Origin of the sequence: Paenibacillus lautus NBRC 15380, from assembly GCF_004000945.1 — a bacterium.
Lineage (GTDB): Bacteria > Bacillota > Bacilli > Paenibacillales > Paenibacillaceae > Paenibacillus_AQ > Paenibacillus_AQ lautus.
The window spans coordinates 38423-60143 of the sequence record NZ_BIMF01000013.1 but is presented as its reverse complement, the minus strand read 5'-3'; the positions used below and the strand labels follow the sequence as shown (position 1 = coordinate 60143).

The following is a 21721-nucleotide window of genomic DNA, read 5'->3' as shown; positions in this document are numbered from 1 at the left end:
CCTATGATATAATACGGAATCATTGGAGAATAGATCCAATTATGATAGGAGAGTGTACCGATGAAACTGGAGCGGCTCATATCCATGATTTACATGCTGCTGAACAACGAGATTCTGTCGGCGTCTGCCCTGGCAGAGAAATATAACGTGTCCCAGCGAACCATATACCGCGACATCGATGCGATCTGCGCAGCCGGCATTCCGGTTGTATCGTATCAAGGGGTGAACGGCGGGTATGGCATTATGGAGCAATACAAGATGGACAAAAGCTTGCTCGGCTCCTACGATGTCAGCGCCCTGATCACCATCCTGCACAGCATGTCAACGGTGTTTGAGGATGAACGGGCCATGGATACCATTCAGCGTCTGCAGACCATTGATCGTTCCGCCAATTCCGCATCGCAGGGATTGTCCATGGATATCGGGAGCTGGCGCTCTTACAACGAAAGCCTCCGTCTCCTTCGCCGAGCCATTACCGACAAGCATGTGATCTCCTTTCAATACATAAGCGCCAAGAATGAACGCATTCACCGTAAAGTCGAGCCCCTGCGACTCATGTATAAATTCGGATCCTGGTATCTGTACGGTTTCTGCAGAACAAGGGCCGATTACCGCGAATTCCGCATTTCGAGAATGTCGGAGCTGTCCACATCCGCCGAGCCCTTTCAGCACCAGCATTCGGAGGAGCACACGCACGGGCCCCATCTTCAAGAGCAGAATCCGTTCCACCCAGGGGAGCAGCACAGCTGGGAACCTTCATCCGATGCGATAGAAGTTATCCTTCACGTATCCCCCCGTGCCTTGGCCAAAGCGATGGATCAATTCTATGATGTACAGCGGGAATTTCATGATGACGGCTCGCTCCGTCTCACGTTCAAGGTCGAACATCCGGATTCCTGGTGGTTCTGGTCTACCCTGCTGAGCTTTGGCGAGGATATCGAGATCATCGAGCCCGCTAACTTAAGAACGCGCATGCAATCCAAATTAGAAAAAATGCTGCAGGTTTACGCAAAAGTATGACAGTCCGCTGTCATACTTTTTTATTTACAATGTTCCCAAGAAAGCAAAAACACGAAGCCAAAGGGGACGATCACGATGAACTATCCTGTAAAAATGTATGAGTACCATGTATGGGCCAACCAAGCGATATTCAACCGTCTGCTGGAGCTGCCGGGCGAATTGTACAACCGGAAAATAACGAGCATTTTCCCAACCGTATCCGAAGCGTTGATTCACATCTACACGGCAGATCTCGGATGGATGAACATTTTGTCCGGGATGGACATGAGCCTTGCTTTAGCAGAAGCCTTCCAGCTTCGGGAGGAGCTTGAGGCCATTTCACTGGAGGACCTAAACCTCAGGTTTATCGAACTATCAGAGCGATTCACGGCCTTTCTCCGCCAGCAGCCTGATATGGAGCGGATGATCCGATTGGATAATCCTTATGCCGGCATCCGGGATACCCGCCTGTCCGAGATCATGCTGCATGTCGTGAACCACGGCACCTACCATCGTGGAAATATTGCCGCCATGCTGCGGCAGCTCGGGAGCTCCTCAGCGATGACCGACTACGCTTTTTTTTGGTACCAGAGTGAACCGGAGTTGGTTCTTACCTAAATGACTCGCTGCATATCGGCAATCGTCCCTGATCCGGAAATTCCTCCCTGTTAGCATGCAGACAAATGCCGCACCGAAATAAGCCTGCTCCAGAACCGGGTTCCGAAGCAGGCTTTCCTGTATCCTGTTAAAGGCGCGCTACAATTTGCGTCCTTCCGTCAATCGTACCCAGAAGCCGCCTTTAAAGCTTTTCGGTTCATGGGAGATAATGAACGCCTGCGGCGACATTTTGGATAGTGACTCCATCAACCGACGCTCGTTCTTCCGTTTCACGAGAACTTGAAGCACGAGCCGTTTGCCATCCTTGCCATCCGCTTCCCAGGCGGTCACGCCATATCCCTTCTCCCGCAGGTTCATCGCCAGGTTCGTCTCAACGGAATTGACAATGACCTGTACCACGATATATCCAAGCGCCAAATACTCCTCAATCCGGCTGCCGGCATATACACCGAGGCCAAAGCCCAGGCAATAGGCCGCCATATTAAAGGGATTGTCCAGATTTTGCAGGACAAGATTGAGGCCGAGCAAGTAGACGAATACCTCGAGCATGGCCAGAAGGGAGGCGATCCCCCTTCTGCCTTTGATCATCAGAATCAGCCGCAGCGAAAAGATTGAGACATAGACCACGTTGATGCCGATGATGGAGCCGATAAGCGGCAGCGAGATCATAGAGAATCACGAGTGGCGATATACTCCGGTCTTGGCTTCTGGCCCGAGTACGGCTGCTTGACCTTATTCTCCACGCTGTTATAGACCATAAAAATATTGCTCCGCGGCATCTGCACTCTTGAAGGATAAACGTCCAGTTCTTTTTCCTGAAGGGCCGACACATGATTATTACTCATCGCATATCATCTCCTTAGTCTGAAATTGGGGCGAGCAGCGGATAGGTTCCTTCTTCATCGTGAACTTCAGCACCGGTAAGCGGCGGATTGAATACGCAGACCATCCGCATTTGCGAACGTGCTCTCAAATAATGCTTCTCATGACCGTCCAGCGCGTACATCATCCCAGGAGATATCGAGTAGGTTTCACCCCCGATAACCTCGATTTCCCCCTCCCCTTCGATGCAGTACACGGCTTCGACGTGGTTTTTGTACCAGATCAGCGTCTCCGTTCCGGCCTTGATGAGGGTATCATTGAGAGAAAAGCCCATGCCGTCCTTGGTCAGCAGCAGCCTTCTCGAATTCCATGTCTGGGTATCGATATCGTCCTTGGTATCCACGATCTCTTCCAAATGTTTAACGATCATGACAACCTCTCCTCTGCAGCTAATTGTTTCATACTGTTCTCAAATATCCCCAATCCCTGTGCCAATGTGTTCATTTCAATCGTCAGCGGCGGCATCAGCTTCGCTACCTCGCTATGCGGGCCTGACGTTTCCATAATCAGTCCTTGCTCAAAGGCCATTTCGGACAGCCTTCCTGCGAGCTCCGGCTTAGCAAAAGCAACCCTTTGAATCATGCCTCTGCCGCGGATTTCGCCGCCGAGCCGAGGGTAATCCTTCACAACGCCTTCCAATGATTGGCGGATCCGATTCTCCCGAATGCCGATATCAAGCTGAAAATCTTTTGTTTTCCAATAATTCAGCGCTTCGGCCGCGGCAACGAATCCGAGATTATTACCCCGGAAGGTACCGTTATGCTCCCCCGGCTCCCATATATCGATCTCCGGTTTGATCAGCGTAATCGCCATCGGCAAGCCAAAGCCGCCGATCGATTTCGAAAGACATACAATATCCGGCACAATGCCAGCATCATCAAAACTAAAGAACGGTCCGGTTCTGCCGCAGCCCATCTGAATATCATCCAGAATAAGCAGCATCCCCTTATCCTTGCAAATGAGTGCCAGTTTCTGCAGCCATTCCCGGCTGGCGGCGTTCAATCCGCCTTCCCCCTGCACCGCCTCGACGATCACCGCGGCCGGAAGCGGAATGCCGCTTCCCGGATCATTCAGAAGCTTCTCCATATATGCCATCGTATCCACGTCGTCGCCAAAGTAACCGTCATACGGCATAAATACCGAATGGTTCAAATCGACGCCGGCGCCTTGGCGCTTGAAGGCATTGCCGGTAACCGCCAGCGATCCCAGCGACATGCCATGAAAGGCATTCGTGAAGCACAGAACCGTGCTGCGTCCTGTCACTTTGCGTGCGATTTTGAGCGCTGCCTCTACGGCATTCGTTCCGGTCGGACCCGGAAACATCACTTTGTGATCCCACCCGCGCGGCTTCAGGATGACCTCCTGAAATCGGGTCAGAAAGGTTTCCTTCGCATCCGTAGCCATATCCAGGCTATGCGTGACGCCGTCCTTCAAGATGTAGTCGACCAGCTTCTCGCGAATCTTCTCATTGTTATGTCCGTAATTTAAAGCGCCGGCTCCCGCAAAAAAATCAATGTATTCATTGCCCTGCGTATCCCACAGCTTTGCATTCCGGGCTTTGTCAAAAACCGTCTGAAAGCTTCGGCAATAACTTCTCACTTCCGATTCCAGCTTGTTTTACATGTAATGCCTAATTTTTTTTGAAACGCTGCGTAATAAGCCTATGAACTTCGTATGGAAATTTGAAATTCACCCTATGGTTTTTGCTATTCGTCAATAGATGAATGCCTCCGGGGCTAGCGTACATTCTGGAAATTATAGGTGTTTATCTATCATTTATACGCTATTAACCCATGCAGTACAGAAAACATTTGCGTAGTATAAAACAAATCTAAAGGAGGTGCTTTACTTGGATCGTTCTTCTAGAAAGAAAATATTGTGTACCCTAAAAAAAATAGAGAAAAATGTAATTCACGCTAAGAAAAAGAAATGCCCGTCTCATGGTCATGGTGACCATGTCTGTGTTGTTAAAAAGCGTCGAAGCCCAAGAGCTATCCGTGGACCTGTAGGTCCTCAAGGTCCTATCGGACCGGTTGGACCGGCTGGACCTATCGGGCCTGTCGGACCTGCCGGACCGACAACCGGTATTGCTGGACCTGCTGGACCTGCTGGACCTGCTGGACCTGCCGGACCGGCTGGACCTGTCGGGCCTGTCGGACCTGTCGGACCGGCTGGAGCCGTCGGACCTGCTGGAGCTACTGGGGCTACAGGGGCTACAGGAGCTCCTGCCGGAGGAGCCATCATCCCATTCGCATCAGGTACACCGCTTGCTCTGACGACCGTTTTAGGCGGATTAGTAGGTACAATCGGTCTGGTGGGCTTTGGTATTTCCGGCCCTACCGTTACCCTCGCTGGCGGAACGATCGACCTTACGGGAGCAGCAGGTACTGCACTTGACTTCGCATTTAACACGCCACGAGCTGGTACCATAACTGCACTGTCCGCTACCTTTAGCACTACTGCGGCGCTTACCCTGACAGGAACCACGGTTACAATCACAGCCCAACTGTACAGTGCGCCGGCTACGAGCAATACTTTCGCACCAATACCAGGCGCTCTTGTTACGCTGGCTCCGCCGCTCACAGGCGTTGTAAGTCTCGGAACGGTAAGCAATGGATTCGTAGAAGGCCTGGCCATTCCGGTAGCAGCCAATACCCGTTTGTTAATGGTATTCTCGGCAACAGCTGCTGGCACAACTCTTATCACTGCAGTGGCGGGTTACGGCAGCGCTGGCGTCAGCATTATATAAGTTTCGCTTTCCTCCTGCAAAAAAAGCCCCGATTCTAATACCGGGGCTTTTCTTCATTTATACGGCTGTATATCCGCCATCCACCAGCAAGCTCGTGCCTGTAATGAAGGACGCATCTTCACTGGCGAGGAACAACACGGCTTTGGCTACTTCTTCCGGTTGTCCCAAGCGGCCCATCGGATGAAGGCCGACCAGGTGCTGGGTGATCGCTTCTGTTCTTCCCTGAATAAGAGGAGTATCGATATATCCCGGACATACGGCATTAACCCGGATCCCTTTAGGAGCGTAATCCGCGCTCATCGACTGGGTTAACAGCTTAACGCCTCCCTTAGCGGAAGCATAGGCGGTAACGCCCGCTTTTCCGACATGGCTATGGATTGAGCCGCAGTTTACGATCGCCCCTCCGGTTCCTTGGGATAACATTTGCTGGATTACATATTTATCGCACAGGAACACTCCTGTTAGATTAATATCAATCGTTCTTTGCCAGTTGTCCATCGACAACTGATCGGCAGGGGCATCATGAGCAATGCCTGCATTGGCGAACAATACATCGACACGGCCAAAATGCTCAACCGTCTGCTTCACCATATTCGCAACTTCCTGTTCTTGGGTTACATCCGTCTTAACGAACAGCGTTTCAAAGCCTGCTCCTCTTAACTCATCGGAAACTGCCTGTCCCCGGTCCGAATAATCGGCGATAACAACCTTGGCTCCCTCTTCTACAAAAAGCCTTACCGCTGCTTCACCGATCCCGCTGGCGCCTCCCGTCACAATGACAACCTTGGATTCAAACTTCATTTGTCGACCACTCCTATATTGAATTCATTATATCAGCCCCACATTCATGTAGAGTTTGCATATTTCAGGCATGATATTCCACAAGCTCCTTTTCTTTCATAGACCTACGTACTATCGAATAACGGCATAGGAACGTCACAACTTGATATTCGCTGCGTCCTAACCCTTTATCCAGCCCGTCCGTTGTTATACCGGCCGCTCGATCGTAAACATCTCTCCCAGTGATGAATAGATATTTCCCGCCATCCGGCTAACAGGTTTCAACTTGGCAGCGTCAATCCGGCCTTGCTCGTATAGCTCCTCCGAAACATGAAAGCGGACTACGCGGGCAATCAGCAGATCGGCAGCAGGCAGCTGGTCCGCGCCATTCAACGTGACGACCTGCTCCAGCACGCATTCCATGCGAATCTTGGATTCCAGAACGCCGGGAACCTTAACAACCTCGCTTACGACCGTGGTTAAATTGGTTCGGTCAAGCTCACTCTCGTCCGGAGGCAGGTTCGCCGCCGTTTCGTTCACGGCTTCAACGTTGTCTTCGTCCACGATGTGGATGACAAGCTCGCCGCTTTGCATGGCATTTCTCGCTGTATCCTTCGCCGTGCCGTTCTTCCGCTGAACGGAAACGGACAGCAGAGGGGGATTGCTCGACAGAATGGAAAAATAACTGAACGGCGCCGCATTCAGCACGCCATCCTCCGACAATGTCGTAACAAAAGCGATCGGCCGCGGAACAACGCTCCCGATCAGCAGCTTGTATGTGTCCCGTTCGCTTTGGGTATTCGGGTCAATGGATATCACTTGAGTTGCCCCTCTCCTGTATTTTGACTTGTATAGGCTCCAGATCTTCCTCAATACGGGCTCGCTCCGGTTCAAACCAGGCAGGAAGCTTTAATTGTTCCCCTAGCGAGTCCAAATCTTCATCCACCGTAAATCCAGGCGGATCCGTTGCGATCTCAAACAAGATCCCCCCTCGTTCCCTGAAATATAATGCTTTGAAATAGTTCCGGTTCCTAATATCCGTAGGGTGAAAACCATGCTGTTTCACCCATTCGTGCCATTTGCCGTGCTCACCATCTTCTTGGGCCCGCCATGCGATATGATGGGTCGTTCCGGCACCTCCGGCGCCCAACGGGATGTCCCGCATCGGTAAATCAATCACGTTGCCGAAGGACCCCGCAGACTGAAACCGTGCATAGTTAACGTCCTCTCCCATGAAGGTCAGCCCCATTACCTCCTCCAGCGCTTTCTTCGTTTCCTTCCATTTGTTGCTGAACAGGACCGCACCGCCAAATCCCTTAATCGCTGTTTCCGGCGTCACATCGTCCACAGACCAACTGCTCTTCGGTCCGTCTTCCCGCTCGACCAGCTCCAGAGAAAGTCCATCGCGATCGGAGAACTGAAGATAGTGTTCATTAAATCGGAATGCTTTCATGACAGGGACGCTGAAGCTCCGTAATCGCTGTTCCCAATAAGGCAGGGCACCCGTAGGGACAACAAATGTTGTATACCCAACCTGCCCTCCTCCACGTATCCCTCTTCGCGAAGCAGAGGACGGAAAGAAGGTAATAATGGTTCCCGGGTGCCCCTCCTCATCCCCGAAATACAAATGGTAAACCTCGGGCGCATCGTAATTCACCGTCTTCTTCACCATTCTGAGCCCCAGCACACCCGTATAAAAATCAACATTTCTCTGCGGGTCCTGCGCATATGCGGTAATATGATGAATGCCTGCCGTATGTAATGCCATATCCATCGCCTCCTCATGGTTTCGTGTCCAGCCCAATGTTTCCAAGCTTGATTCCGGTTCGTACAATTAAATCACACAATCTTTAAATTTAATATCTTTAATTTAAGATTATATATTTTTCATATCATTGTCAAGCGCCCCTCCATACCTCGGGCATACAAAAAGCCGCCAAGAACGATTCCACGCTCTTAGGCGGCTTCAGTAGCTAGCTGCGGCCACATATCTATCCCGCGTCTATGCTTTTTGCCATTTTTCTTTAAAGAACAGCTGATACACTCTCGTTACGATAATCTTAATGATCATGTAAATCGGTACCACCAGCAGAATCCCTATAATTCCGCCGAGATCCTGTCCAACCAAAACCAGAATAATGATCGTAATGGGGTGGATTGCCAGCTGTTTGCCAAAAATATACGGACCAATCAGGTTATCCTGAATCTGCTGGGCGGCCAGGATGACAACAAGCGACCAGATCGCCGTCCCTGGGGACTGGATGAACCCGATGATCACGATCGGGATCGAGGATAGAATGGCTCCGATAAACGGTATGAAATTCGCAATGACCGCAACAACCGTCAGCAGCAGCGCATAAGGCAAACCAATAATCAGGAAGCCGATATACATCAAGACGCCCAGCGCCAGATTGATGAGGACCCGACCCACGATAAACCCTTTGAGTGCGTTATTGATTTCATTCAGCACCGAAGCTCCCACTTCCTTGAATCGGTTAGGCAAAAAGCTGACAATCATCTCCCCGAACTTCCCGCCTTCCTTCAGCATGTAGTACAGCATGATCGGGAACGTAAATAAAACGATGGCAAAATTCGAAACAAACGAAAACAGGTTCATAATATAATTCGTGAGGAACGTGAAGCCTTGGTTCAAATAATCGGTCAGCTGTGTAAGCGGATTGGCGTTCTCCGGAAATATATCCTTGAAGAAGCCGTTATTCTCCCATTCCTGAAGCTGCTCGCCAAGCTTAGCAAACAATGCGGGGGCATTCTGTACAAGTGCCACGATCTGATCCCGCAGGGATGGCCATACCCCAATAATAAAACCTGTAAGTATGCCTGCAAACACGACATATAGGAGCAGGATGGCCAGCGAGCGATTTATCTTGCGCTTTTCGAGAAAATCCACCAGCGGCCTGAGCAGGTAATAGAAGAATCCTGACAGCATCAACGGCACAAGGATGATCGAGAAGAACGAAAGTACCGGTCTGAATATAAAATCCACCAGCGATCCCAAATAAATAATAATGAGGACCAGGATCACGGCAAGACATAATTTGAAAAACTTGTTCATTTTCAGCAAAAAGCATGCCCCTTCTCCTATTTTTTTCACCATCGTATCATGACCATGTGTGCATATACAAATCGCTTGCGTCTGCACTGGCATAGGATGTCGGAGCGTAACGCCATCACTTTTATAACCATTCGGTTCACTTCATCCTGCCGATATATACTTCTCCTAACGCCTCACGTATAATATGATGGATTACAAGGGCAAGGATATAGTTTAGGAGGATATTATGAACCTGCATGTTACATCCATCATTCTTGGTCTGATCATCGTACTGAATATCGTGTTCTCCATGTTCGTGGTGTTCAGGGAACGGCGGGATGCCGGCTCCACCTGGGCATGGCTGTTGGTGCTGTCCTTTATCCCGATTCTGGGCTTTGCGCTGTACCTGTTGTTCGCCCAAAATTTAAGAAGAATCCGTCTCTTTCATTGGGATGATCTGCAGAAAACGGGAATTGAGAAGGTATTGCTGTCTCAAATGGAGAGGATGAATAACGGGGAATACCCGTTCAGCAATCAAGCGGCGGCGGATAGCAGCGATTTGATCCATATGCATATCAATGAGAATCAGGCGATCCTTACGGACGATAACCACGTTGAAATTTTCACGGATGGACGCAAGAAATTCGAACGCTTGTTTCAGGATATTGAGGAAGCCAAAGTCTACATACATATTCAATACTACATCATCCGTCGCGACGAGCTGGGCAAGAAGCTGATATCCCTGTTGACCAAAAAAGCAAAAGAAGGCGTGAAGGTAAGGGTTCTATACGACGAGCTGGGCTCGCGTCAATTAACCAAGGGCTTCTTCAAAGCATTTCGCGAAGCCGGCGGAGAAGCCGAGGCCTTCTTCCCGTCCAAGCTGCGCTTCATTAATCTGCGCTTGAATTACCGGAATCATCGGAAGCTCGCTATCATTGATGGCGACATCGGGTATGTCGGCGGATTTAACGTTGGGGATGAATATCTGGGTCTCAACTCCAGGTTCGGATATTGGCGGGACACCCATCTGCGTATTCAAGGTGAAGCTGTTTATGCGATGCAGGTTCGCTTCATTCTCGACTGGAATCAGGCTTCGCACCATAACGATATCTTTTATGAATCGAATCTGTTTCCCAAGATCAATTCACCGGGCAATGTCGGGATTCAGATTGTGACCAGCGGCCCGGATTCCAGATATGAACACATCAAGAATGGTTACATCAAAATGATTTCGTCCGCCAAGAAATCGATTCATATTCAGACGCCCTATTTTATTCCCGATGCCAGTCTCCTGGATGCGCTCCGCATTGCGGCGCTGTCCGGCGTCGAGGTTCACCTGATGATTCCCGATAAACCGGACCATCCCTTTGTCTATTGGGCGACCTTATCCTATATCGGGGAAATGCTCAGAACCGGGGCTAACGTGTATCTCTACAATAATGGCTTCATTCATGCCAAGACAATCATCATTGACGAGAAGATTTCTTCCGTCGGCACGGCGAATATCGATGTTCGAAGCTTCAAGCTGAATTTTGAAGTGAATGCGTTCCTGTACGATGAGAATTTATCAAAACAGCTGACCCACATCTTCCATCAGGATCTGCAGGTATCCAGCCAGCTTACGATGAAGCAGTATCTGGAGCGGTCAAGGTGGATCAAGTTCAAGGAATCCATCTCACGCTTGCTGTCCCCTATTCTGTAAAACAAGCCTTAGCGCTGCCGCAACATTTAGCAATCCAGAAGAAATGCGGGAGACTCAGACCGTTTATACTAAAGCCAAGGAAAACAAATCCATCATTTTAAAACTGGGAAGGATGTTGAACGTGGCTAAACTGACACCGTATATTTTCTCTAAGGATGCAAAAGCGCAAGCTGAGTTTTATACCCAAGCATTGGGCGGGGAGATCCTGTCCGTGCAAACCCATGGCGAGATTCCCGGAACCAAGGAAGAGCTTAAAGACAAGGTCATGCATCTTAGTCTGGTAGCCGGAGGAATTCCCATCTTTATGTCGGACTCCATATTCCAAACCTTGGAGCGCGGGAACGGGATTCATCTGAGCCTGTCGTTTGAGAGCGATGCTGAAGCACATGAAGCTTTTGATCGCATGGCCGAGGGCGGTAAGGTGATTGATCCGCTGAACACTCAATTCTGGGGAGCGCTGTTCGGGGTGCTGGAAGACAAGTTCGGCGTATTGTGGCAGGTAACGACAGAAGTCCAAGTCAATTAATGTTAGAAGGCCCTTTCAAGTTTCACTTGGAGGGCCTTTTTTGCGTGATTTATTTGGAACTCCAACGTTCCACGACTTCCGCTGCGGCCAATCGGCTTGTGTCCAAAATATCTTTAACATCGAGCATGGCGCGGCCTTGTGCACGAATGATCTCATAATCCGTAATGCCAAGGAATTCGAACATGGATTTCAGATACTTATGCGAATATTCAACCTCTCGGTACCAATCATTCTCCGTGTATATGCCGTCGCTGCCCTGAATGACCACTATACTTCTTCCGTCGGTAAGGAGTCCTTCGGACCCGCTTTCCGTATATCTGAACGTTTCCTTCGGAACGATGATATTATCCATATAATCTTTCAGCTTGGAAGGGATGTTAAAATTGTGCAGCGGCATGGCGATTACATACTTGGATGCTCCTTTGAACTGCTGCAGGATTTCAGCCATCCGCCCCATCACCTTCTCCTCACCTTCTGTTAGCGGCTCCCCGCTCTCAAGCTTTTCCCACCCGTTCAGCAGACTTGTGTCAATGGCGGGTACGTCCTCCCGATATAGATCAATCTGTTCGATCAGACTGGCCGGATTCTGCGCTGCATACTTACTTACGAAATGCTCCAGCACCTGCAAGCTCAAGGATTTCTCGCTTCTTACCCTCGGATGTGCATTAATAACGAGTACGCGTTCCATATAAACAACACTCCTTTTATTTTGTGGACAACAAAGTCACCAGCTAGCTTGCCAGCCCTGACTCACCTCCCGATCAGAATCATATGCTTAATCCAATCCTGCTTTTATACAAAGATTGTTTGTGCATACAATTATTGTTCTGCGAAAATAAAGACCTCAGTCCTTATTCTCCAATTGATCACTCACCTCGTATAAACGCAGCGATAATTCATCACCTTCGGCATGACCTAATATAGCGCCGTAACGACTGCGCAAATTCATCCAGCACTCGTGAATCACTTTCTCCAAAGCCTTCCCTTTATCGGTTGTATAGATCAGTGACATCCTTCCTTCCACCCGATTATAAACCAGCCCTTTAACGGCCAGCTTCTCAACCAGTCGGGTTACGGTAGAAGGCTGAAGATGAAGAATTTCGCCTAATTCCTTCTGCGAGATCCCTTCCTTCTCATATACAGCCATAAGCAAATAAGCATATGTGGGTGACAAGCCGCTTGCGGCAAACTCGTCTTCGGCCATCTTGGTAATGACCCGGCTAAGACGATTGGCAGTGAAGTAAAGGCATTCCTTGATATACGTGTTTAACATAACGGCTACCTCCTTCGCTGAGTTCATCCTGTTGAATCACCATTTATTGTTTGCACATACAAATATAATGGATTTCCAAATAAAAGTAAAGCGGCAGATTTCCCCCATAACCCCCGGAGACCGCTGCCGCTTCATTTTATTGGGTGTATGCTTCTTCATGTTGAAGATCCTGCATCTGTTTGCTTCAATGCTTCTTATTCGACCTGGCTCTGATCCATGTACATGACTTCCCACAGGTGGCCATCCGGATCCTGGAAACTCCAACCATACATAAATCCATGATCCACCGGATCATTGGAAGGCGACCCTCCTGCGGAAAGCGCGGCATTGACGATTTCGTCCACCTGCTCCCGGCTTTCGGCGGATAATGCCAGAATCACTTCCGTTGTGTTGGCGGCATTCGACAGATCTTTCTTGGTGAACGTCTTGAAGTAATCCTCGGTGAGCAGCATGGCAAAGATGTTATCGCCGATGACCAGGCAAGCCGCATTTTTGTCCGTAAATTGGGCGTTAAATTCAAAGCCGATTTTCGAGAAAAAGTCCTTCGTTCTCTCCAGGTCCTTTACAGGTAAGTTCACAAAAATATTGTCGCTTTTCAAAGCCATTTCGAATCACCTCGTCGATTTGATAGATTCATCTTAGCATGAGCAGCAGCACGGTATTTCTCTTCAATTGCTATGTTCGTTAGACAAACCCACGGCCCGCAGCAATCTCATGACGGTTACCACCGTCTGAGCTTTGGTTACATGGGATTGCGGATCCAGCTTGGAGGCGGATACGCCTTGCATAATCTTCTGCTCCACTACGAAGGCGACGAACGACTTCGCATAGGACGAAATCTTGGAGTGGTCTTTGAATTTGTTTAACATTCCTTGGCTGGCTTCGTTCTTCTTGCCGGCATAATTCAGCACATTACTCAGCATGACGGCCAATTCCTCACGCGTAATCAAGCTGTTTGGATCAAAGGTATCGCCTGAGCGTCCCTTCACTAAACCTGCCGCTTTCGCCGCTGCAATCTCTCTAGCATATCGTGATTTCGGATCTACATCCTTAAAGTTGGAATCACTGTCGTCAGGCAGAATACCCAAAGCTTTCACCACAATGGATATAATCTCGGCACGGGTAATGTGTTGATCCCCGCCGAATGTTCCGTTACTTTCTCCAGATACGATCAGCTTGGCAGCAGCCTGCGCCACGTCTTCTCGTGCCCAAGAAGGGATCGAGTCGCTAAACCGGATATCTTGCTGAACCAGAGCATAAATACCGCTGCCTGTTTTTTTGATTTCAACGGTTACGGTACCATCCGTATTAACTTTAAACAAGGTCGGAATGGATCGAAGCTCATGAGTACCTGGTATATAAACCACTCCGGTGGCTCGTTTTATATTTATCTTTTTCGCATCTACGGTCACAAATTCGCTCACATGGGTTTTGCCGAAATGCTTCAGTTCGGTCGTCGTCTTATCCGCGTTTATTTGTTCAAGCTTGAACAACAGCGGATCGGCTAGTACTTCTCTTCCCTTAAGCAGTGTCTCCACGCTTGCTGCATCGGCAGCCCCTGGAAAAACAATCGAGATTTTCACAGGACCGGGAACCGTCATCAGCGAAGCCGGAATCCGATATTCTGTGCCGTTCACGTTAATGGAGAGACTTGCGTTGGCTCCTTTTTTCGCAAGAGCTGCGATGATTTCCAGCGGAACCTCAACCTCTGCCTGCTTCGCACCTGTACCTGCATGGATCTGGAAGTTGGAGGAATCCGAAAGGTTAATGCTGTTAACAGCTGCAGCCGTAGGTATGGTAACCACAGCCTTATCGCCATGAAGCGTGACTTTTGCCTCTAGCTGATCTTTGGCTTTAGGCGGTTGTGGTGTCGAAGGCGCTTGGGAACCAGAGCCTCCCGAACCTCCTGATCCGCCGGAACCGTCAGATCCACCGGAACCGCTGCTTGAAGTCGTTACACTAAGCAGATTCGAAGCGCTGGAGACGCGGTTAATCTCATCTCCCGTTCGATCCACTGCAAGTACATGAATTTTGTAATTAGTTAAAGCATTAAGGCCATGAATGGTGTAACTATTCTCTGTACCCGAACCTGATAAAGCATGATTCACATATACTTCGTATCCCGTTGCACCTGCCACAGCATCCCATTTCACCTGAATGGAGCTTTCGCCGACACTTACTCTTGCGAGATTCGCCGGAGCCGGGAGTGCTGAAGCATTGGCTTTGCCGTCGATCGGCAAGTCGTGAATGAGTTGAGTCGTCAAAGTCTTATTGCGGTCGCCGCTGATATCCCAACTCATGACACCCGCAATATCCAACGACTTCACGATGGAAGCCGTATACTTCATCGTGTTCTCATCATTGTACGTGATGAACACTTTATTTTGGTCGTTGTACAGGTAAGGCACTTTGGCGGATTCGTTCCAATATCTCTTATAGCCGTTTTTGTCAATGTAGTTATTCTCGAGGTCACTGAAGTCGAAAATGCCCGCTTCCCACGATTTTAATGAGGATCCACCCTTACAGGTTTGATATTGACCCGTAGGGGGGCAATCATCCCATCCCTTACCGTAGTAGGGAACGCCCGCGATCAATTTATGTGTTGGCACCCCACCGTTCAGATGGCCTAACAATCCGCCGAGCACATGATTTCTTGAAGCGGATGAGGCTGCCTTTGGATGCTCTTTGTCATAGAACAGTGGTGCATTATGATGACCCAGCGTCTCCCAGCTTCCACTGAAATCGTAAGTCATGATATTGATGAAATCGAGATATTTCACGGAATTCGCAAGATCTGCATTTTTAACAAAATTATCTCCCTGCCCAGAAGCAATCGTCAGCAGATAATACTTTCCGTCCACTGATCCGGCTGCATCCAACGCCTCGCGAACGGTTCTCATTAATAATGTGAAGTTTTCCGTATCCTCCGGTGCTCTGGAGTTATCATCTTCCCCGCCTTCCACCGGGTATTCCCAGTCGATGTCCAAACCATCAAACTTGTAGTCCCGGAGGAATTTCACAGCAGAGTTAGCAAAAGTACGGCGTGTTTCTTCCGTCATGGCTACGTTAGAAAAATTATTAGACCAAGACCAGCCGCCTACGGAAATCATGAGCTTCAAGTGGGGGTTAGATGCCTTAACGGATTCGAATGCTGCGAAATTCTGAAAATCAAACGTAGGATCTCCTATCACAATTTCGCCATCATGGACGTATCGGTCCTGTGCAGGAATATTAGGATCTTCACAGGCTCTCGGTCCGCTACCGTATTTCTTCCAACATACATCTGCGAAGGCATAGTTAATGTGGGTGATCTGTGATAGATCCAAGTCACCAGGATGAAAATTACGATCTTTGGTACTAGCCGACCATGATGTGAAATACGTAATATTGTTATAGTTGCTGCCAGGCACAACCGGCACAGCTTCGCTTTCAGGCGAAGTCCATAGGCCGTTATGGCCCACTACCTTATACGAATAGGTCTTGCCTTCTTCCAATCCAGCAGCTACATACCGACTCTCGCTACTCGAACCAACCTTTATTCCGTCCTGATAAATATCATAGCTTGTGGCCCCGGGCACCGGCGCCCAACCCAGTGAAATCGTAGATCGTGTTGCCGTGACTACCTGCAGACCTTGGGGCTGAGCCAGTTCCCCCCACTTAAGAGTAGCGGCATTACTATTGGCGGATGCTTCCAAAGCTCCATTTACGTTTCTCTGTGCACCTACTTTAAAAGTATAAGTCTCTCCTGCTTCCAAAGGTCCATAGGTGGCTGTGGTAACGGAGTTTTCCCAAGTGCCGACTTTCCATGCTCCATTAATATAAATGTCATAAGCTTCGGCTCCGGGACTCGAACCCCAACTCAGCGCAACCGTATCTTCCGTTACATCGTCAATTTTAAGATGGCTTGGAGGAGTCAACGGTGCATCTTTATATTCAGCTTCGTCTTTGGTTGTGGTGAATTCCAATACATTGCTTCTGTGTTCTTTTTTCACGTCGCCATCCCAAGTAATATAGATCCTATAGGTCGTTTCAGGTGTCAATCCGGTCACGGCACGGGTCCAATAATTGCCCCAAGCCAGCCACTTGCCTGAATCCGCGTCCCACACCTGTACATTATTGTCATCCGCTACGGGTTTGAAATCCCATTGAAATATCGCCATATTATGAGATACACTTTCTATACGAAGATTCTGCGGTGCCAGCGGATCCTGGGCTTCATTGGTCTGGGCTTTATACGTTGAGTTCGTTACTGTTGCGGGCTCTAGCCCGGAGCTAACCGTGGAAATGTCAGTAGAACTGTCTGTAGGGGGAGCTTCTGCTGCATAGGATACAGGAGCATTAAAGAGTGGTGTAAAAATAAGAATAAGGGCCAAAAAACATATCACCCATTTCGGGTGCTTTTTCGTTATAAAGGGTGTCACCGTTTTCACCTCTGTTGATTAAATTTCGATTGCAAATATACAGCATTTCAATGAATGTCTGTCCATCGGTGTCATCGAGTGTTTCTTTGATGACTTGCCTAATTTCGCATATCGCTTAAATCTAACTTGTATTGAAAGCGGTTACTTATATTTGTATAACGCAACTATGTAGAGTTCCCTCCCCCCTCTCTACTCATGATTGAATCACTGTCCGTACGCCCTACTACAGCCTCCTTTCTTGAATTCCTTGTTGTTCAATAAATATTCATATATTTGTATCATGGAACCTACACTATCGATTGAGAAGGGATACATTTCCATAAACATGGGATAAATTCTTGTAATTTTATATTATGTTAATAAATTCTGATATACTATTGTTAATTGAGGTACTGTGTTGTACGATGTATATGCGGAAGGTAGGTGTGAAAGACGGAACAAATATGACGGATATATGGAAAATAATCAGTTAACAAGGGTATTTCGAGAAAAAATAAGTAATTTAGGGGGTTAACATACATGTGAAAAAGGCGGAATTTACTGCTTGCTAGGACAGAATGGCGTTGGTAAAACAACAATTATGAAGATGATTACAAACTTAATGATGTCATTGGTAAACATGATAGCTGTGTGATCAATGTGGAACAACAAGCAACCACCATACAATATGAATAGAGAAGAGGAATGCCTTATGAAAATACGTAGTCAAATTACATTTGCAAGTCTGGCTCTTTTAATAACTGGAAGTTCCCTGCTGTACACGTCGCCAACCTCAATAGTAAAAGCAGAGCCCACTCAAAATGTATCTAGCTCGTTACAAACAAGCACTAAACGAGATCATAGTTCCGTCAAGCAAGCCATGCGGGATACATTGCAACTTGGATTCCCGGGGATACTTGCTAAAACTTCTGAGGGTGGAAAAACATGGGGTTATGCGGCTGGGGTAGCGAATCTGAGCACCAAGAAACCAATGGAAACAGATTTTCGTTTTCGCATAGGCAGCGTGACAAAGACGTTCACCGCAACAGTTGTACTTCAATTAGCTGAAGAGAACCGCTTGAATCTAGACGACTCCATCGAAAAATGGCTGCCTGGTGTCATTCAAGGAAACGGATATGATGGTAAACAGATTACCATCCGGCAGATATTGAACCATACAAGTGGTATCGCTGAATACTCAAGGTCAAAAGACGCTGATTTTATGGATACAAAAAAATCGTATACGGCTGAAGAAATAGTGAAGATGGGGATTTCTCTGCCCCCAGACTTTGACCCAGGAAAGGGCTGGTCTTATTCAAACACAGGATACGTATTGCTGGGTATTCTTATTGAAAAAGTAACCGGAAACAGCTACGCAGAAGAGATTGAAAATCGGATTATTGAACCGCTTGAACTGTCGGATACATTCCTACCTGGTAATTCAAGCGTTATTCCTGGCACCAATCATGCTCGGGGATATTCCCAACCGGACGAGGCAAGTGAGATAAAAGACGTTACTTACTATAACCCAAGTGCAGGTGGCTCGGCCGGAGATATGATTTCTACTGCTGACGACTTAAATAAATTCTTCTCTTCCTTGCTCGGTGGCAAATTACTGAAGGAACAGCAACTAAAACAAATGCTTACTACAGTTCCTACAGGAAGAGCAGGAATGGATGGATATGGTCTTGGAATCTTTGAATTTAAGCTTCCAAACGGTGTCTCGATATGGGGACATACAGGTGGCATTCTAGGGTTTTCTACTATTGCTGGAGGTACACTTGGAGGCAAGCATACATTGGTCGTCAGTTTGAACAGCTTGGGTAGAGATAACAGTCCTAATCCTTTTAAAAATATTTTACTTGCTGAATTTAGCAAGTAGGCAAAAAGGAAAAACGTTATTCTTTCTGTAGAACCATGGGAAAGGATGGCGCATGAGATTTGGCTGCTTTATGTATTTGGATCAGTCAACATGCAGCAAGCGATTCCCTCTATTGCGTTGAATAAAAAAATCCTGAAGTACTATTGATATTTGATGTACTGTGTTGTACGATGTATCCGCAGGAGGTACAATATCATGAATGTCGAAGACTGGAGATCACAAATTAAGCGAGGAACACTCGAATTTTGTATTCTATTGCTAATAAAGCAGCGACCCTATTATGGGTATGAAATCATAAGTAAGTTAGAGCAGTATCCTATTGTTGCTGCAAAAGAAAATACAATTTATCCTCTGCTTAGAAGATTATTAAAAGAAGAATATGTATCTTCATCTTGGCAAGAAAGTACAGAGGGTTTGCCACCGAGAAAATATTATTCCATTACAGACAAAGGAACCGAGTACTTAAACGCTATGTCCTTAGAATGGGATAATTTATTAATTGCTATAGCAGAAATTAAAGGAGTGTGAAATTTTGGATAAAATTACGAATGACTATCTTGAAAAAATTGAAAAGTATTTGAAATCTATGTCCGATTCCGAGCGTATGGACATTGTCAAAGAAATCAAAAGTGTAATGCTTGAATTGCAAAATAATGGGTTATCCTCTGAGCAAATCATCGAACGGTTAGGAAACCCCAAAGAATTAGCGAGAGCATATTTAGGTGGAGCCATTTCAAAGAACAGTAAATTCAGTTGGCGTAAATTCGGCGCTGTATTTGCATTTTGTAGCAGCTTTGCAGGCGTCAGCGGTATGTTTCTTTTGCCTCTTATCAGTACTCTTTCCATTGCTTTAATGATTAGTGGAGTCATTACACCAATAGGCGGAATTATTAAATTTGTTGGGTATCTTATGGGATACGATATTGCCGGAATAACAATCGAAATGGGAGCATATACACCAAGCCCAATGCTGTTCTTACCCATTTCTATTGTGATTGGTGTGTTGATGTTTTGGTTGGGGAAAGTGTTATGGAAGCTCACAATTAAATACATACACGTAATTAGTCAGAAAAAGAAAACATTGTAATCATAAAAAGAACGAGGCGCGGCGGTCATTCATGGACCAACCGCACCCCGTTTTTACTATGATGGAAAAAGAGTCCTTAAGAGCTCTTTTTCTTTTATTTATTGAATGATATCACACCGATCTAACGAATCGAACTTAAATGCTCGTGCTTTAATTTCCATATGCCATCGGCATCGCAAACAAACACATTCGTAGCTCTCCCGCTTCCGGACATAAATGTCCCCTGATGATAACCCTCAAAGTGGTAGGTATAAATACATACCGCCGAATAAGCATCACTCGCGATCCAATCTACATCCTCCGCCCGGTATACCTCATCCTGAATAACATGCCAAGCGTGTTCGAAATATGCTCGAATCTCATTCAGAGTATGACAGCTCCGGTCCGAAAACCAATAGACCGCTTCTTCGTCGAGCAGCCGGGCTACATTGTCAAAATCATGCGTATTCGTAGCCGCTATGTATGCCTCAAGTGCCTTTTGATATGACATCGTTCCGCCCCCTTCCACCCCTCAACTAGGCATATAAGTTAATAAACAAAGTATAGTACAATTTTGTTCAATGACGGATCTTTCCTGGTTAACTTTCATATATCTGTGTTTATGTTAATGTCCTTAACATTTTGTTTGAAAATTTGCCTTTCCTTCCAAGACTGCATTCAAGAATTTCTTTGACTTTTTCAATCGCTTCTGGATCTCTTCAATTTCTTTGATTTTTTGTTCAACCATTTTTGTCTTTGCCTCGTATGATAAATTAAGTTGTTGATTTACTAGCAAACTTAATTCTTCTATAGAAAAGTCTACGGATAAAAGTGCCTTCACATCATCTAGAAACTCAACAACCTCTTCAGAATAAACACGATAATTATTAACATCTCTTTTAACATAACTGTCTGGAATTAGGTTTTTACGTTCATAGAATCTTAATGTTGATATGGGCAGACCCGTTAATTTTGAAACATCGTTTATTTTCATAATAGGACCTCTTTATTTCTTGCTATAAACCTAGGTTCATAGTTCATAATACGAAATATGATAACGAACGACATACACATTGTCAAAAAAATCTATGTTATCAAAAGGAGAGGTTCTATGTTTAACCATATTCAAAACAACGATTTCGCCAATATCGTTATGGGCCGACGTTCTGTTCGTAATTATGACGAGAACATTAAAATATCGAAAGAAGAGATAAGCGACATGATTTCGGAAGCCAGTCTGGCTCCATCCTCTGCAAATATGCAGCCTTGGCGTGTAATTGTGGTCGATACTCCAGAAGGAAAAGAAAAGCTAAGACCTCTTGTGCGTTTCAATACATTACAAAATGATACTTCATCAGCCATGTTATTAATTTTTGGCGATACCCAAAGCTATTTATATGCTGAAGAAATTTACAATACAGCTGTGGAACAAGGAAAAATGCCAGCTGAAGTACGAGATCGTCAACTCGAAACTATTCTATCCATGTTCCCGACTCTATCAAAAGAAATGAAAGTTGAAGTAGCAAAAGTCGATAGCAGCCTCTTTGCCATGCAGTTCATGTTAGTAGCTCGTGCACACGGGTATGATACGAATCCAATGGCAGGCTTTGAAGCTGATCAGTTAGCAAAAGCATTCGATTTAGATGAAGAACGCTATGCTCCAGTCATGATCATTTCAATAGGAAAAGCCAAAGAAAATGGGCATGAGTCCGTTCGATTAGGCCCTGACAAGATTACATTTTGGAGGTAACCATTGTCCGTAGTCGATTCATCATTCTTTCTTCAAAATAAC

At 46.9% G+C, this 21721-nt stretch carries 23 protein-coding genes and 1 pseudogene; 10 read left to right on the top strand and 14 right to left on the bottom strand.

What is annotated here, in order from left to right; genetic code table 11:
- Positions 1–60 precede the first annotated feature (60 nt).
- Complete coding sequence (locus PLA01S_RS20930) at positions 61–1020, top strand: helix-turn-helix transcriptional regulator (RefSeq protein ID WP_127593879.1); 960 nt, start codon at positions 61–63, stop codon at positions 1018–1020.
- A gap of 75 nt (positions 1021–1095) precedes the next feature.
- Positions 1096–1617, top strand: coding sequence for a DinB family protein (locus PLA01S_RS20925; RefSeq protein WP_127593878.1), 522 nt, complete (start codon positions 1096–1098; stop codon positions 1615–1617).
- A 138-nt stretch (positions 1618–1755) separates the two neighbouring features.
- On the opposite strand, the gene PLA01S_RS20920 is transcribed toward PLA01S_RS20925, so the two are convergent.
- The 4 genes and pseudogenes from PLA01S_RS20920 to ectB all read right to left on the bottom strand — a co-directional run bounded on the left by PLA01S_RS20920 (position 1756) and on the right by ectB (position 4098).
- A complete protein-coding gene (locus PLA01S_RS20920; protein WP_100541409.1) occupies positions 1756–2286 on the bottom strand; it encodes a DUF2179 domain-containing protein in 531 nt (176 codons plus the stop codon).
- Positions 2283–2396 (bottom strand): annotated as a pseudogene (locus PLA01S_RS20915) (ectoine hydroxylase); the annotation flags it as partial. The gene PLA01S_RS20920 and the pseudogene PLA01S_RS20915, both read right to left, overlap by 4 nt.
- An 80-nt stretch (positions 2397–2476) precedes the next feature.
- A complete protein-coding gene (locus tag PLA01S_RS20910; protein ID WP_127593877.1) occupies positions 2477–2869 on the bottom strand; it encodes an ectoine synthase in 393 nt (130 codons plus the stop codon).
- Positions 2866–4098: a diaminobutyrate--2-oxoglutarate transaminase gene (gene ectB / locus PLA01S_RS20905; protein WP_246059722.1), complete on the bottom strand. Its 1233-nt coding sequence runs from the start codon at positions 4096–4098 to the stop codon at positions 2866–2868. Before ectB ends, PLA01S_RS20910 begins: the two co-directional genes overlap by 4 nt.
- 250 nt (positions 4099–4348) lie before the next feature.
- On the opposite strand from ectB, the gene PLA01S_RS32880 reads away from it, so the two are divergent.
- The gene (locus PLA01S_RS32880; RefSeq protein ID WP_272868165.1) at positions 4349–5248 is read left to right on the top strand and encodes an exosporium glycoprotein BclB-related protein; all 900 of its coding nucleotides are present in this window, start codon (positions 4349–4351) and stop codon (positions 5246–5248) included.
- Positions 5249–5305: 57 nt separating this feature from the next.
- On the opposite strand, the gene PLA01S_RS20895 is transcribed toward PLA01S_RS32880, so the two are convergent.
- From PLA01S_RS20895 to PLA01S_RS20880, 4 genes are all read right to left on the bottom strand, one after another.
- Positions 5306–6049: an SDR family NAD(P)-dependent oxidoreductase gene (locus tag PLA01S_RS20895; protein ID WP_127593874.1), complete on the bottom strand. Its 744-nt coding sequence runs from the start codon at positions 6047–6049 to the stop codon at positions 5306–5308.
- A 186-nt stretch (positions 6050–6235) separates the two neighbouring features.
- Positions 6236–6847: a flavin reductase family protein gene (locus PLA01S_RS20890; protein WP_127593873.1), complete on the bottom strand. Its 612-nt coding sequence runs from the start codon at positions 6845–6847 to the stop codon at positions 6236–6238.
- Positions 6834–7796 carry a ring-cleaving dioxygenase gene (locus tag PLA01S_RS20885; RefSeq protein WP_127593872.1) on the bottom strand — a complete coding sequence of 321 codons (963 nt, stop codon included), beginning with the start codon at positions 7794–7796 and terminating at the stop codon, positions 6834–6836. Before PLA01S_RS20885 ends, PLA01S_RS20890 begins: the two co-directional genes overlap by 14 nt.
- A gap of 234 nt (positions 7797–8030) precedes the next feature.
- Positions 8031–9110: an AI-2E family transporter gene (locus tag PLA01S_RS20880; protein WP_127593871.1), complete on the bottom strand. Its 1080-nt coding sequence runs from the start codon at positions 9108–9110 to the stop codon at positions 8031–8033.
- 223 nt (positions 9111–9333) lie between these two features.
- On the opposite strand from PLA01S_RS20880, the gene cls reads away from it, so the two are divergent.
- Positions 9334–10782, top strand: a complete 1449-nt coding sequence (gene cls / locus PLA01S_RS20875) for a cardiolipin synthase (protein WP_127593959.1) — start codon at positions 9334–9336, stop codon at positions 10780–10782.
- A gap of 121 nt (positions 10783–10903) precedes the next feature.
- Positions 10904–11308 carry a VOC family protein gene (locus PLA01S_RS20870; protein ID WP_127593870.1) on the top strand — a complete coding sequence of 135 codons (405 nt, stop codon included), beginning with the start codon at positions 10904–10906 and terminating at the stop codon, positions 11306–11308.
- Between the two features lie 49 nt (positions 11309–11357).
- Here the strand turns inward: PLA01S_RS20870 and PLA01S_RS20865 are convergent, their stop codons facing one another.
- The 4 genes from PLA01S_RS20865 to PLA01S_RS20850 all read right to left on the bottom strand — a co-directional run bounded on the left by PLA01S_RS20865 (position 11358) and on the right by PLA01S_RS20850 (position 16741).
- Positions 11358–11996 (bottom strand): FMN-dependent NADH-azoreductase, encoded by a 639-nt coding sequence (locus tag PLA01S_RS20865; protein WP_127593869.1) that lies wholly within the window; start codon positions 11994–11996, stop codon positions 11358–11360.
- A 156-nt stretch (positions 11997–12152) separates the two neighbouring features.
- Positions 12153–12581, bottom strand: coding sequence for a MarR family winged helix-turn-helix transcriptional regulator (locus PLA01S_RS20860; protein ID WP_100541396.1), 429 nt, complete (start codon positions 12579–12581; stop codon positions 12153–12155).
- A 194-nt stretch (positions 12582–12775) separates the two neighbouring features.
- Positions 12776–13186, bottom strand: coding sequence for a VOC family protein (locus tag PLA01S_RS20855; RefSeq protein ID WP_100541395.1), 411 nt, complete (start codon positions 13184–13186; stop codon positions 12776–12778).
- A 63-nt stretch (positions 13187–13249) separates the two neighbouring features.
- Entirely contained in the window at positions 13250–16741 is a 3492-nt protein-coding gene (locus tag PLA01S_RS20850; protein WP_246059720.1) for a glycosyl hydrolase family 18 protein, read from the bottom strand.
- Between the two features lie 805 nt (positions 16742–17546).
- Between PLA01S_RS20850 and PLA01S_RS33070 the strand changes: the two genes are divergently transcribed.
- The 4 genes from PLA01S_RS33070 (at position 17547) to PLA01S_RS20830 (ending at position 19950) form a co-directional block, all read left to right on the top strand.
- A complete protein-coding gene (locus PLA01S_RS33070; protein WP_246059719.1) occupies positions 17547–17636 on the top strand; it encodes a hypothetical protein in 90 nt (29 codons plus the stop codon).
- A gap of 57 nt (positions 17637–17693) precedes the next feature.
- A complete protein-coding gene (locus PLA01S_RS20840; RefSeq protein ID WP_127593867.1) occupies positions 17694–18863 on the top strand; it encodes a serine hydrolase domain-containing protein in 1170 nt (389 codons plus the stop codon).
- A 195-nt stretch (positions 18864–19058) separates the two neighbouring features.
- On the top strand, positions 19059–19391 hold the full coding sequence (locus PLA01S_RS20835; RefSeq protein WP_127593866.1) for a PadR family transcriptional regulator: 333 nt from the start codon (positions 19059–19061) through the stop codon (positions 19389–19391).
- 4 nt (positions 19392–19395) lie between these two features.
- Entirely contained in the window at positions 19396–19950 is a 555-nt protein-coding gene (locus tag PLA01S_RS20830; protein ID WP_127593865.1) for a DUF1700 domain-containing protein, read from the top strand.
- A gap of 121 nt (positions 19951–20071) precedes the next feature.
- Here PLA01S_RS20830 and PLA01S_RS20825 read toward each other — a convergent pair whose 3' ends face one another.
- The gene (locus tag PLA01S_RS20825; RefSeq protein ID WP_127593864.1) at positions 20072–20440 is read right to left on the bottom strand and encodes a YybH family protein; all 369 of its coding nucleotides are present in this window, start codon (positions 20438–20440) and stop codon (positions 20072–20074) included.
- A 123-nt stretch (positions 20441–20563) separates the two neighbouring features.
- Positions 20564–20923, bottom strand: a complete 360-nt coding sequence (locus PLA01S_RS20820) for a MerR family transcriptional regulator (protein WP_100541392.1) — start codon at positions 20921–20923, stop codon at positions 20564–20566.
- 117 nt (positions 20924–21040) lie between these two features.
- Between PLA01S_RS20820 and PLA01S_RS20815 the strand changes: the two genes are divergently transcribed.
- Entirely contained in the window at positions 21041–21679 is a 639-nt protein-coding gene (locus PLA01S_RS20815; RefSeq protein WP_127593863.1) for a nitroreductase family protein, read from the top strand.
- The last annotated feature ends 42 nt before the right edge of the window (positions 21680–21721 follow it).